Origin of the sequence: Actinacidiphila alni (assembly GCF_900112845.1) — a bacterium.
GTDB classification, from domain to species: domain Bacteria; phylum Actinomycetota; class Actinomycetes; order Streptomycetales; family Streptomycetaceae; genus Actinacidiphila; species Actinacidiphila alni.
The window spans coordinates 1-12,663 of the sequence record NZ_FONG01000024.1 but is presented as its reverse complement, the minus strand read 5'-3'; the positions used below and the strand labels follow the sequence as shown (position 1 = coordinate 12,663).

General features: G+C 74.2%; 11 protein-coding genes and 1 pseudogene. 10 read left to right on the top strand and 2 right to left on the bottom strand.

What is annotated here, in order from left to right; translation table 11 throughout:
* Positions 1-38 precede the first annotated feature (38 nt).
* Positions 39-719 (top strand): response regulator, encoded by a 681-nt coding sequence (locus BM076_RS29865; protein ID WP_093716860.1) that lies wholly within the window; start codon positions 39-41, stop codon positions 717-719.
* Between the two features lie 11 nt (positions 720-730).
* On the opposite strand, the gene BM076_RS29860 is transcribed toward BM076_RS29865, so the two are convergent.
* Positions 731-1,885 carry a threonine aldolase family protein gene (locus BM076_RS29860; protein ID WP_093716859.1) on the bottom strand — a complete coding sequence of 385 codons (1,155 nt, stop codon included), beginning with the start codon at positions 1,883-1,885 and terminating at the stop codon, positions 731-733.
* A 702-nt stretch (positions 1,886-2,587) separates the two neighbouring features.
* On the opposite strand from BM076_RS29860, the gene BM076_RS29855 reads away from it, so the two are divergent.
* The 6 genes from BM076_RS29855 to BM076_RS29830 all read left to right on the top strand — a co-directional run bounded on the left by BM076_RS29855 (position 2,588) and on the right by BM076_RS29830 (position 8,798).
* Complete coding sequence (locus BM076_RS29855) at positions 2,588-3,502, top strand: Rossmann-like and DUF2520 domain-containing protein (RefSeq protein ID WP_093716966.1); 915 nt, start codon at positions 2,588-2,590, stop codon at positions 3,500-3,502.
* A gap of 50 nt (positions 3,503-3,552) precedes the next feature.
* A complete protein-coding gene (panC, locus tag BM076_RS29850) occupies positions 3,553-4,374 on the top strand; it encodes a pantoate--beta-alanine ligase (protein WP_218160131.1) in 822 nt (273 codons plus the stop codon).
* On the top strand, positions 4,371-6,182 hold the full coding sequence (locus tag BM076_RS29845; protein ID WP_093716857.1) for an L-aspartate oxidase: 1,812 nt from the start codon (positions 4,371-4,373) through the stop codon (positions 6,180-6,182). The genes panC and BM076_RS29845 overlap by 4 nt, the downstream gene beginning before the upstream one ends.
* On the top strand, positions 6,179-7,210 hold the full coding sequence (nadC, locus tag BM076_RS29840; protein WP_093716856.1) for a carboxylating nicotinate-nucleotide diphosphorylase: 1,032 nt from the start codon (positions 6,179-6,181) through the stop codon (positions 7,208-7,210). The genes BM076_RS29845 and nadC overlap by 4 nt, the downstream gene beginning before the upstream one ends.
* Before the next feature lie 12 nt (positions 7,211-7,222).
* Entirely contained in the window at positions 7,223-8,017 is a 795-nt protein-coding gene (locus BM076_RS29835) for a type III pantothenate kinase (RefSeq protein ID WP_093716855.1), read from the top strand.
* A gap of 121 nt (positions 8,018-8,138) precedes the next feature.
* Positions 8,139-8,798: a hypothetical protein gene (locus BM076_RS29830; RefSeq protein ID WP_245796512.1), complete on the top strand. Its 660-nt coding sequence runs from the start codon at positions 8,139-8,141 to the stop codon at positions 8,796-8,798.
* A gap of 170 nt (positions 8,799-8,968) precedes the next feature.
* Here BM076_RS29830 and BM076_RS29825 read toward each other — a convergent pair whose 3' ends face one another.
* Positions 8,969-9,796 (bottom strand): hypothetical protein, encoded by an 828-nt coding sequence (locus BM076_RS29825; protein ID WP_093716853.1) that lies wholly within the window; start codon positions 9,794-9,796, stop codon positions 8,969-8,971.
* Positions 9,797-9,922: 126 nt separating this feature from the next.
* Between BM076_RS29825 and BM076_RS36845 the strand changes: the two genes are divergently transcribed.
* From BM076_RS36845 to BM076_RS29815, 3 genes and pseudogenes are all read left to right on the top strand, one after another.
* Positions 9,923-10,099 carry a hypothetical protein gene (locus BM076_RS36845; protein ID WP_177246683.1) on the top strand — a complete coding sequence of 59 codons (177 nt, stop codon included), beginning with the start codon at positions 9,923-9,925 and terminating at the stop codon, positions 10,097-10,099.
* A 227-nt stretch (positions 10,100-10,326) separates the two neighbouring features.
* Positions 10,327-11,286 (top strand): FG-GAP repeat domain-containing protein, encoded by a 960-nt coding sequence (locus tag BM076_RS29820; protein ID WP_107416999.1) that lies wholly within the window; start codon positions 10,327-10,329, stop codon positions 11,284-11,286.
* Positions 11,287-11,326: 40 nt separating this feature from the next.
* A pseudogene (locus tag BM076_RS29815) lies at positions 11,327-12,663 on the top strand (hypothetical protein); the annotation flags it as partial.

The window sequence follows — 12,663 nt, the reverse complement described above, 5'->3', positions numbered from 1 at the left end:
CACCACACCACACACCCACACACCGAGAGGCAGGACTCATGGCGATCCGCGTCATGCTCGTCGACGACCAGGTGCTGCTGCGCACCGGTTTCCGGATGGTGCTCGCCGCCCAGCCGGACATGGAGGTCGTGGCCGAGGCGGGCGACGGCGCCGAGGCGCTGGAGGTGCTCCGCTCCACCCGGGTGGACGTGGTGCTGATGGACGTCCGCATGCCCCGTCTGGACGGGGTGGAGGCCACCCGGCAGATCTGCGGCGGCGAAGAGGGCGGCCGGGACGGCGAGGGCCCGCGCGTACTGATCCTCACCACCTTCGACCTGGACGAGTACGCGTTCGCCGCGCTCAAGGCGGGCGCCAGCGGCTTCATGCTCAAGGACGTGCCGCCGGACGAGCTGCTCGGCGCGATCCGGGCGGTGCACAGCGGTGACGCGGTGGTGGCGCCGAGCACGACACGGCGGCTGCTCGACCGCTTCACCCCGATGCTGCCGTCCTCGTCGGCGCCGGAGCGGCGGGAGGTCGACAAGCTCACCGACCGCGAGCGCGAGGTGCTGCTGCTGGTCGCCCAGGGCCTGTCCAACGGCGAGATCGCCGCGAAGCTCGTCCTCTCCGAGGCGACGGTCAAGACGCACGTCGGCCGTATCCTCACCAAGCTGGGCCTGCGCGACCGCGTCCAGGCGGTGGTACTGGCGTACGAGACGGGCCTGGTACGGGCGGGCGGCTGACGTTTCCGCTCCTAGGGTTCCAGGGCTTCCAGGCCGGGGAGGCGGCGGGCGAAGTCGGCCGCCGCGTCCCTGACGTCCTGCTCCGACCACTCCAGGGCGGGGCCCGCGACGGTCACCTCCGTCATGGACAGGCCGGGCAGGCCCGGCTCGTGGAAGGTGGTGCGGCCGAACAGGGAGGTCCCGGTCTCCTCGGCCTGCCGCAGCACCGCCTCGTCCAGGACGTCCGCCGGATACGGCAGCCACAGCTGGAACTGGTGCGTGTGCGGCTCCTGCGGGTGCACCCGCAGCCACGGCACGCCCGCCTCCGCCAGGCCCTCGCGCAGCGCCCGCGCGACCGGCTTGGCGTGCGCGACGTACGAGGGCAGCCGCGGCAGGACGGTGTGCAGCCCGGCGAGGGCCGCGAGGGCGGCAGGGAACTGCTGGAAGAGCAGGCCGCCGTAGCGGTGCCGCCAGGTCTTCGCCTCCGCGACGACATCGGCGGGGGCGGCCAGGGCGGCGCCCGAGATGCCTTCCAGGGACTTGTAGAAGCTCACGTAGACGCTGTCGGCCAGGCCCGCGATCTCCGGCAGCGGGCGGCCGAAGTGCGGGGTGCACTCCCACAGGCGGGCGCCGTCGAAGTGCACGACCGCGTCCCGCTCGCGGGCCGCGGCCACCGTGTCGGACAGCTCGTCCCAGGTCGGCAGGACGAAGCCGGGGTCGCGGAGCGGCAGCTCGATCATCAGGGTGCCGAACGGTTCCTCGAAGTCCCGCACCTCGTCCGGGGTCGGCAGCCGGGGCGCGGTCGTCGGGTGCACTGTGCGCAGGCCGCTCACCACCTTGACGGCGTCCCGCTCGTGCACCTCCGGGTGGGCCTGCGGGTGCAGCGCCACCGTGGGGTTGCCGGTCCGGCCCGCCCAGGTGCGCAGGGCCACCTGCTGGGCCATCGTGCCCGTCGGGAAGAAGGCCGCCGCTTCCGTGCCGAGCAGGTCCGCGACGCGGTCCTCCAGGGCGGCGACGACGCCGTCGCCGTAGATGTCCACCGGCTCCGTCACGTCGTACGCGGCCGCGCCCTCCGCCACCAGCCGTGCCAGCCGCTCCCCGACGCCCGTTTGCGGCCCGCGCGTGAGAACGCGTTCGCACGCCGCGACCGCCGCTGCCAATCGCTCCCGCTTCGTGTCATCACCCATCCCCCGATCCTCCCCCTGCGGGGAGCTCCCGACCACCACATAACCCCGGCCCCCACCGGACCTGGGGGTGCTTTCGGCACCGCCGGGTGCCACCGCTGTGGCTGAGCGCCGTTGCGGCGGGTTCGAGGGGCTGGCCTCGGACCAGGGCTCCGAGGCCCTGGGCGGGGCCCCGGGCCCCGGAGCCCCCGGGGCGCGGTCTCGGGGCTGCGCCCCGGACTTGGCCCCTGTGCGGCCCCGCACCCTTCGTCCGCCGCGACGGCGCTTCGCTGGCGCGGCGCGATTCGGCGGTGCCCGCCGGGCCTGAGCCGGGTTCGGCACCGCCGGGTGCCGCCGTCGTGGCTGAGCGCCGCTGCGGCGGGTTCGAGGGGCTGGCCTCGGACCAGAGACCAGGGCTGGGGCCCCGTCCAGGGTCCCGGGCGGGGATCGCGGTCTCGGGCCGCGCGCCCGGACCTGGCCCCCTGTGCGGCCCGCACCCTCCATCCGCCGCGATGGCGCTTCGCCAGCGCGGCGCTCTCCGGCGGTGCCCGCCGGGCCTCAGGTCCCCGCAGGGGCGGGCCCGGCGCGGGCAGTGCGCACCCTCCCGCGGGGGCGGGGTGTGCTGGAGGTCTCGGGGTTGGGGGGAGTGGGCGGGTCCTCCCCGGAGGGGGATTCGCGTAGGATTGACGAGAAGTGGAGCGGAAGGGCTCGGTGCGCGTGGACGAGATGGGTAAGGCGGAGGGGCGGCCCGCCCGGCTGAGCGTGGGGGTCGTGGGGGCCGGCCGGGTCGGCCCGGCACTGGCGGCGGCGCTGCGGATGGCCGGCCACCGCCCGGTCGCCGCGTCCGGCGTGTCCGAGGCGTCCCGCAGAAGAGCGGCGGCGCTGCTTCCCGACGTACCCCTGATGGAGCCGGCCGCGGTCCTGGCGAAAGCCGACCTCGTCCTGCTGACCGTCCCCGACGACACCCTGCCCGGCCTGGTGAAGGGCCTGGCCGAGACCGGCGCCGTACGCCCAGGCCAGCTGCTGGTGCACACCTCGGGCCGGTACGGCACCGCCGTGCTCGACCCGGCCCTGCGGGCCGGCGCGCTGCCGCTCGCCCTGCACCCGGTGATGACCTTCTCCGGCACCCCCGTGGACGTGCAGCGCCTGGCGGGCTGCTCCTTCGGCGTCACCGCCCCCGGCGAGCTCCGGCTGGCCGCCGAGGCCCTCGTGATCGAGATGGGCGGCGAGCCCGAGTGGATCGAGGAGGCCGCCCGTCCCCTCTACCACGCGGCCCTCGCGATCGGCGCCAACCACCTGGTCACCCTCGTCGCCCAGTCGATGGACCTGCTCAGGGCCTCCGGCGTCACCGAGCCGGGCCGGATGCTCGGCCCGCTGCTGGGCGCCGCCCTGGACAACGCCCTGCGCTCCGGCGACACCGCCCTGACCGGCCCCGTCGCCCGCGGCGACGCCGGCACCGTCGCCGCCCACCTGGACGAACTGCGCGCGCACGCGCCGGAGACGGTCGCCTCGTACGTGGCGATGGCCCGCGCCACCGCGGACCGCGCGCTCGCCAACGGAATGCTGAAGCCGGAGTTCGCCGAGGCGCTGCTGGGCGCCCTCGCCGACGGAGCCGGCCGAGCCGACGGAGGAACCCCGTGACCGAGCTGGTGCACACCGCCGCGGACCTGCCCCCGGCGACCGCCGTCGTGATGACGATGGGCGCGCTGCACGAGGGCCACGCCGCCCTGATCCGCGCCGCCCGCGCCCACGCGGACCGCACCGGAGCGGGCGGCGGCGCCGGAGCGGGCGACGGCACACGCGGCACCGTCACCGTCACCGTCTTCGTCAACCCCCTCCAGTTCGGCCCGAACGAGGACCTCGACCGCTACCCCCGCACCCTCGACGCCGACCTGAAGCTCGCCGAACAGGCCGGCGCCGACCGCGTCTTCGCCCCGTCCGCCGACGAGGTCTACCCCGGCGGGCAGCCGCAGGTGCGGATCTCCGCGGGCCCGATGGGCGAGCGCTACGAGGGCGCGGCCCGCCCCGGCCACTTCGACGGCATGCTCACCGTCGTGGCGAAGCTGCTGCACCTCACGCGTCCGGAGGCCGCCTTCTTCGGCGAGAAGGACGCCCAGCAGCTCGCCCTGATCCGCCGCATGGCCACCGACCTGAACTTCCCGGTCGAGATCATCGGCGTCCCCACCGTCCGCGAGGCCGACCGCCTCGCCCTGTCCAGCCGCAACCGCTACCTGAGCGAGCAGGACCGCGGTCACGCCCTCGCCCTGTCCCGTGCCCTGTTCGCGGGCCGCGACGCGGTGGCCGGCGGACCGGACGCCGTACGGAAGGCGGCCGGGCGGGTCCTGGAGGCCGCCGACGGCCTCGCCGTCGACTACCTCGCCCTCATCGACCCGGCCGACTTCACCGACGCCCCGCCCGGCCACACCGGCCCCGCGGTCCTGGCCGTCGCCGCGAAGGTCGGCACGACCCGGCTGATCGACAACATCCCGCTGGAGTTCGGAGCCCCCGAATGAACGGAAACCGAGGTACGGGCAGCGGTCCGCGCCTGTACGCCCCCGCGCCCGGCTGGACGCTGACCTCCGACGTGGTCGTGGTCGGTTCCGGCGTCGCCGGGCTGACCGTGGCGCTGCGCTGCGCCGCCGCGGGCGCGAAGGTCACCGTGGTGACCAAGGCGCAGCTCGACGACGGCTCCACGCGCTGGGCGCAGGGCGGCATAGCCGCCGCCCTCGGCGAGGGCGACACCCCCGAGCAGCACCTGGCCGACACCCTGGTCGCGGGCGCGGGCCTGTGCGACGAGCCGGCCGTACGGGCCCTGGTCACCGAGGGTCCGGGCGCGGTGCGCCGGCTGATCACGACCGGCGCGCATTTCGACGCCGACGAGGACAGCGGCGAGATCCTGCTGGGCCGCGAGGGCGGCCACCACCGCAACCGCATCGTGCACGCCGGCGGCGACGCGACCGGCGCCGAGGTCTCCCGCGCCCTGATCGAGGCGGTCAGGGCGGCCCGTATCGAGTTCGTCGAGAACGCCCTGGTGCTCGACCTGCTGACGGACGCCGAGGGCCGTGCCGCGGGCGTCACGCTGCATGTGATGGGCGAGGGCCGGCGCGACGGCGTCGGCGCCGTACGCGCCCGGGCGGTGGTGCTGGCCACCGGCGGCATGGGCCAGGTGTTCTCCGCGACCACCAATCCGCACGTGTCCACCGGCGACGGCGTGGCCCTGGCGCTGCGCGCCGGGGCCGAGGTCAGCGACCTGGAATTCGTGCAGTTCCACCCCACCGTGCTGTGGCTGGGCCCGGACGCCGAGGGCCAGCAGCCGCTGGTGTCGGAGGCCGTCCGCGGCGAGGGCGCGCATCTGGTGGACGCCGACGGGGTCCGCTTCATGGTCGGCCGGCACGAACTGGCCGAGCTGGCGCCGCGCGACATCGTCGCCAAGGCGATCACCCGGCGGATGCAGGAGACCGGCACCGAGCACATGTTCCTGGACGGCCGGCACTTCGGCGCCGCCATGTGGGAGCGCCGCTTCCCCACGATCCTGGCCGCCTGCCGGGCGCACGGCATCGACCCGGTGACGCAGCCCGTCCCGGTCGCGCCCGCCGCGCACTACGCCTCCGGCGGCGTCCGTACCGACCTGCGCGGCCGTACGACCGTGCCGGGCCTGTACGCGTGCGGTGAGGTCGCCTGCACCGGCGTGCACGGCGCCAACCGCCTCGCCTCCAACTCGCTGCTTGAGGGCCTGGTCTTCGCCGAGCGGATCGCCGCCGACATCGCCGCGGAACCGGCGGCCCCGGGCGAGCCGGTGATCCCCGAGCCCGCGCCCGCCCCGCTGCTGGCGTCCGAGGCGCGCTACGAGGTGCAGCGGATCATGACGGCGGGCGCGGGCGTGCTGCGCAGCGCCGAGAGCCTGGCGACGGCCGCGGGCGCGCTGGAACGGCTGCGCACCGCGTCCGTCGAGGCGTACGACCGGGACGGCAAGACCGCGGAGCCGTGCGTGGAGACCTGGGAGGCGACCAACCTCGCGCTGGTCGCCCGGGTGCTGGTGGCCGCCGCCCGGCGCCGCGAGGAGACCCGCGGCTGCCACTGGCGCGAGGACCGGCCCGACCGCGACGACCAGCGGTGGGGCCGGCATCTGGTGGTCCGGCTGACCCCGCACCGCACCCTGGAGGTCCGCACCACCGAGAGCGCGGACTTCCCCCCGACCCGGGGCGGGGACCGGGACACCGCCCCGATCGTGGATGATGGGGCGGCGCCGTACGGTCCCGCGTCGCACGGTCCCGCGCCCGACCGCACCGCCTCGCACGCCGTCCCGAAGGAGTCCTTGTGAGCACCCCCGACCGCCCCGGGCCCGTCGCCCTCCCGCTGCCGCAGATCGGCCCGCCGAGCGAGACCGCGGGCGGCGGCTGCGGTGACGGCTGCGGCTGCGGCGACGGACACGACGACGCGTACGGCCTCGACCCGCTGGAGTGCGGGCTCGACCCGGACCTGGCGCAGCTGCTGATGGACGCGGGCCTCGACCCGATCCAGGTCGAGGACGTCGCGCACCTGGCGATCGAGGAGGATCTCGACCAGGGCGTGGACGTCACCACGGTGGCGACCGTGCCCGAGGACGCCTTCTCCACCGGTGACTTCACCGCCCGCGAGGCGGGCACCGTCGCGGGCCTGCGGGTCACCGAGGCGGTGCTGTCGGTGGTGTGCACCGACGAGTTCGAGGTCGAGCGGCACGTGGAGGACGGCGACCGGGTCGCGGCCGGGCAGAAGCTGCTCACCGTACGCACCCGCACCCGCGACCTGCTGACCGCCGAGCGCAGCGCGCTCAATCTGCTGTGCCGGCTGTCCGGCATCGCGACCGCCACCCGCGCCTGGGCCGACGTGCTGGAGGGCACGAAGGCCAAGGTCCGCGACACCCGCAAGACGACGCCGGGCCTGCGGATGCTGGAGAAGTACGCGGTGCGCTGCGGCGGCGGCGTCAACCACCGGATGTCGCTGTCGGACGCGGCTCTGGTCAAGGACAACCACGTGGTCGCGGCGGGCGGTGTCGCGCAGGCGTTCAAGCTGGTCCGCGACGAATTCCCGGACCTGGCGATCGAGGTCGAGGTCGACACGATGCACCAGGTCCGCGAGGTGCTGGACGCGGGCGCCGACCTGATCCTGCTGGACAACTTCACGCCCGAGGAGACCGCGGAGGCCGTCGCGCTGGTCGCCGGGCGCGCGATCCTGGAGTCCTCGGGCCGGCTCACCCTGGACAGCGCCCGCGCCTACGCCGAGACCGGCGTGGACTTTCTGTCGGTGGGCGGGCTCACCCACTCCTCCCCGATCCTGGACATCGGCCTGGATCTGCGAGCGGAAGCGTAGGGGTAGCGGGCGATGCTGCTCACCATTGACGTCGGCAACACCCACACCGTCCTCGGGCTGTTCGACGGGGAGGAGATCGTCGAGCACTGGCGGATCTCCACCGACCCGCGCCGTACCGCCGACGAACTGGCGGTGCTGCTCCAGGGTCTGATGGGCATGCATCCGCTCCTCGGCGACCTGGGCGACGGCATCGACGGCATCGCGATCTGCTCGACGGTGCCGTCGGTGCTGCACGAGCTGCGCGAGGTGACCCGCCGCTACTACGGCGACGTCCCGTCGATCCTGGTCGAGCCGGGCGTCAAGACGGGGGTGCCGATCCTGGTCGACCACCCCAAGGAGGTCGGCTCCGACCGGATCATCAACTCCCTTGCCGCCGTGCATCTCTACGGCGGCCCGTGCATCGTCGTGGACTTCGGCACGGCGACCACCTTCGACGCGGTGTCGGCGCGCGGGGAGTACCTGGGCGGGGCGATCGCGCCCGGCATCGAGATCTCGGTGGACGCGCTCGGGGTGCGCGGCGCGCAGCTGCGCAAGATCGAGCTGGCCCGGCCGCGCAGCGTCATCGGCAAGAACACCATCGAGGCGATGCAGTCGGGCATCCTCTACGGTTTCGCCGGCCAGGCCGACGGGATCGCCGAGCGGATGGCCCGCGAGCTGGCCGACGACCCGGACGACGTGACCGTGATCGCCACCGGCGGCCTGGCGCCGCTGGTGCTGGGCGAGGCGTCGATCATCGACGAGCACGAGCCGTGGCTGACGCTGATCGGGCTGCGGCTGGTCTACGAGCGGAACGTGCAGACGTCGTAGGGCTTCGCGTCGATCTCCCGGGTGCGGGCGCGACGCACCCGGGAGTACGCGGTTACGGGTGATTTGTCCGGTTAAAGACTAATCTTTCGCTATGCCCACGCCACACGGAAACCGAGGCGGCATGGCGTTCAGCGCGGACGAACTGCGCGTGCTGCGCCGCGCCCTGGCGGAAGCCCTCTACTCGGGCCAGGCCGCCGCAGACTCCGGGTTCGCCCCGCGCCCGGCCGAGCACGTGCGGGAGTACCTCCGGCTGGTGGACGCCGTCGACGAGGCGGCCGCCGAGGCCGGCCGGCTGCGGTCGTTCCTGCTGGACGAGCTGGGCCGGTACCGGCAGGCGCTGCCCGGCGCCGCGGGCGGCTATCTGGAACGCCTCACCGCCGCGCTCGCCACCGGCTACGTCCCCGGCGCCGACGACCTGGCCGCGCTGCGCGGCCTGCGCGCCCTGCCGTGCGCGAGCCCGGAGCACCGCAGGCGTACGGCATTGCTGCGCCGCTGCGAAATCCTCGCAGAGAACGACGTACGACTCCGTCTGGAGGCCCATATGACCACGTCGCGCCGCCTGCTCACGCTGCCGGGCGCCCGTACCGCAGCGGAATCGGCCGCCGCCGAGCCGGCCGAGAAGAAGCCGGCCCCGGCTCCGTCGCCCGCGCCCGCGTCCCCCGCGGGTCCCGGCTCTCCCGCGCCCGCCGCCCCCAAGCGCCCGCCGACGCCCGCCGAGATCTGGCCCCCGCACCGCAAGCCCGCCGCCCCCAAGCCCCCCGGCGAGGCCCGCTCAGCCTGACAGCCGGCCCGAGGGGCGATTCGGCCCTGCGGTCCGGCGGACCGGCGGCCCTGCGGCCCCGAGGGCCCCGAGGCCGTTCGGACCGGCGGCCCGCTCGGCCTGACGGCTGGCCCCGCGGCCCGTTCTGCCCGACCCCGGACGCCGCCGCCCGCCCGTATCGTCCGACGCCCTCAGCGTCCGCGACCGCGGCGGCCGGTGGCCAGGACCGCGGCCGTCGCCGTACCGAACAGCACGAAACCCGCGCCGGCCGCGATCGGGCGGCTGATCCGGCCCAGCGACGCCCTGTCGCCGAGCACCGGGTCGAGCCGGCCGCCCGGGTCGTAGACGACGGTCACGGACCTGCCCTCCTCCGAGGCGCAGGTCCGGTCGTTGCGGTCCACCCGGCGCACCGCGCCGCCGGGCAGCCGCACCCGGCAGTAGGTGGCGGGGCTGCCGTGCGACCAGCCGCGCAGCGGCGCGACGACGGTGGCGGTGACCTGACGGCCGCGGGCGGCGAGATACCACTCCGGCGCGTTCAGGAACGCGGTGAACAGCAGCACCGCGGACGCGCCGAGCGCCACCAGGACGGCGGCCTCCCGGCCCCGGGTGCCGGGCGCCATCAGCAGCAGCACGACCAGCACGATCCACACCGCCCCCGCCACCGCGAGCCCCAGCACCCGCGCGACCAGGACGGACGCGGTGAGCGTGGCCGCCAGGCCGAGGACCGCGCAGAGCAGCGCGGCCGACCAGTACGCGGCCACCCGCCCGGTCCCGGCCGGTGTCCCCGCGCCCGCCGCGAGCGCGCCGAAGCCCCGCCGTATCCGGTGCGCGGCGCGGTGCCACCAGGGCACCCGGCCGAACTGCCCGACGATGTGCCGCACCTGGCGGGCGCCCTCGTCGGTCCTGCCCAGGTGCCGCAGCAGCCCCATCTCGAAGCCCGCCTCGGCCAGCACCCCCACGGTCCGCGGCGACAGCCCGTCAAGGAACTCACCGATCCCCGCCTCGCCCCGCGCCGCCATCGACGCCGCCCTTCCCTCGCCCGCGCCCTCCCGGTCCTGTCCCCGGCCGGCCCCGGACCTACCCCGGCCGGCCGCCGGCCATGCCCCGGCGCGGGGGCCGCCGGGGCCGTGGCTACGCTGGACGGCATGGACTACGTATCCGCGATCGTGCCGCCGCTGGTGATGGCGATCCTCTTCATCGCCGTCATCGTGACGATCATCAAGAACCAGGGCGGGGCCAACAAGGCCAAGGAGGACGCGGCCGTGGACGCCGCCTTCGCCCGCGCCGAGGCCGCCCGCCAGGCCACCGGCGAGGACCACTGACCCACCGCTCGACCCGCCCCGGCCGGTCGTTCGGGTATACCCGAACGTTCCAGGTCAGCGCGGTGTCCCCCGCGTTGTGGATCTTCACAGGAAACCCACTGCCGACCTATAGTCACTGTGCCCGTCCACCGGACGGGCGTGTGCCATCCGTGGGGGGATAGCAGGACGGTTTGGCATGCCTTCACGCGTGCGCGCACAAGTGCGTTGTGTGTGGGGGTTCCTCGCAGATGAGCTTCACTCTCAGACGGTCCGTGCGCCGGGTGGCGCTGCGGACCGCGGGCTGGTCGGCGGCCGCGGCACTGGCCGCGCTCGCCGCCGTGATCGCGCCGAGCGCGCACGCGGACCATTCCGCCGCGTCGAGCGCGTCGTCCGACGCGTCCGCCCCGGCCGCCCCGTTCAGGTCCCATGGCGCGGCCGGCGGCGCCGACGTCCGTACGGTGGCCGGCTCCGCGCCGATGCTGCCGCTGTTCGCCCGCACCACCTCGGGACAGCTGCGCGCGTACGAGCCCAAGGGCACCGGCGGCTTCCAGCCGTATGCCGACCTGGGCACCGGATACTCCACCGCGACCGCCCTGTTCCGGATGCCGCTCTCCGGCAACGGCGGCGCGCAGGATCTCTACCTCCGGATGAACAACGCGCTCTACTACACCGCCGAGCGCGGCACCGAGACCAAGCTCATCGGCACCGGCTGGGACCAGTTCAATCTGCTGATGTCCCCCGGGAACATGGGCGGCGCCGCCCAGCCCGACGTCATTGCGCGGGACACCGCGGGCGCCCTGTGGCTCTACCAGGGCAAGACCGACGGCACCTTCCTCACCCGCGTCCAGGCGGGTACGGGCTGGAGCGGTATGGATGTGCTGGCGGGTTACGGCGATTACACCGGGGACGGGAAGAACGATCTGCTGGCGCGTACGCCGGCGGGGACGCTCTACCTGTACCCGGGCACGGGCAGTGTGACGGCCAACGCGATCCTCGGCACCCGGGTCACAGTGGGCACGGGCTGGAACGCGTACAAGACGCTGGTGTCCACCGGTGACAACGACGGGGACGGCAAGCCGGATCTGATCGCCTCGGACAGCGCGGGCGCGCTGTGGCTGTTCAAGGGCACGGGCAAGGCGTCGGCGCCGTTCGCGGCGCGGGTGCAGATCGGCACGAGCGGATGGGCGGGGTTCAATGCGTTCTTCTGACCTGGCCCGCGGCCCGCGCCGCAGGGGGAGATGGTCGCGGGTGCTGTCCGCGACCGCGGTGGCGACGGCAACGGCCGTCCTGATGGCGGGTTCCGCCACGGTGGCCGCGGCCAATACCGCGCCGGTGGCCACCGACACGACCGGTGACTACGACCTGGACGCCGCCGCCAAGATCCGCGCCGCGCAATGCACGCTGACGACAGTACAGCGCAAGGGCGGACAAGCCCTGAAGGCCGTGGCCCGGACCGGCTTCAATGGGTCGGACGCCGATCTGCTGGCCGCCGCCGACACCGATTTCAGCCATGACGTCAAGCCGCCGCTGGACGGCGCATACACCAGCGACAAGAGTCGTTCGTTGGCGAAGCTCGATGAGCTCAACGACCGTCACAAAGAGTGGGAGAAATCCCTCAACGTCATTGAGCCGCCGCCGTACAACCCCACTACCTTCGGCTGGATCACCGACGCCCAGAATCCGTTCAACGCTACGGGTCTGTCGGGTTGGATAGCCGACCAGTTCTGGCAGACCGGCGGCGACCTTTTCGATATCGATCAGACGCCGTTGGCGAGTAAGGAGTCGGTGGACGCGGTCAACGCGATCGCGAAGGCCCGCTACACCGACGAGTCGCGGGACTACGACGACCTGCGGGCGCTGGACGACATGACGTTCATGCACCCGATGTACGCCGATGACGCGCGGATCTTCCTGCAGAACGGCGGTTTCCCGACCACCGCGCCGGCCCCGGACACCATGGAGTTCCGGCTGGACGTGGAGGCGCTGAAGGCGCGGTTCGCGTCGTGCAGCACCGAGAACCCACCGGACCCGCACCATGTGCTGGACGCCGAACTCGTCACCGCCTCCACCGAGTGGCAGGCCGAGATCAACGGCCAGAAGACGCAGCGCGACACCATCCTGGGCGCCGAGGCAGCCGCCAACGCCGACCTCCAGGTCGCCACCCAGGCCCTCGGCGAATCGCTGGGGCAGTCGATCATCGCCAGTCGCCTGGCGGACTGGCAGGCCTACTGGCTGAAGCAGACCCCGCAGAGTGCCGGTCTGGACTACCCAGACGCGAGTGTCTTTGCGAAAGTGAAGGCGGATATCGTCAAGGCGCAGGCGATGGCGCTGGGCGAGCTGTTCGTGGCGTCGCGGGCCGCGCAGGACGCGCGGGCGCAGGCCGCCAAGGCCGACACCGCCCAGCAGGCCGCGTACGCCATCGCCGACAACGCCGGGCAGCCGCGCGGCCGCGGCCTGCTCTACGGCCAGCAGGCCGCGCAGGTCACCAAGGCGTCCGCCGCCGCCGCGACCGCGGTCGCCAAGGCCACCGAGACCGCCTCCAACGCCACCCGCGCCTCGGCCGCCGACAGCAAGACCCAGATGGC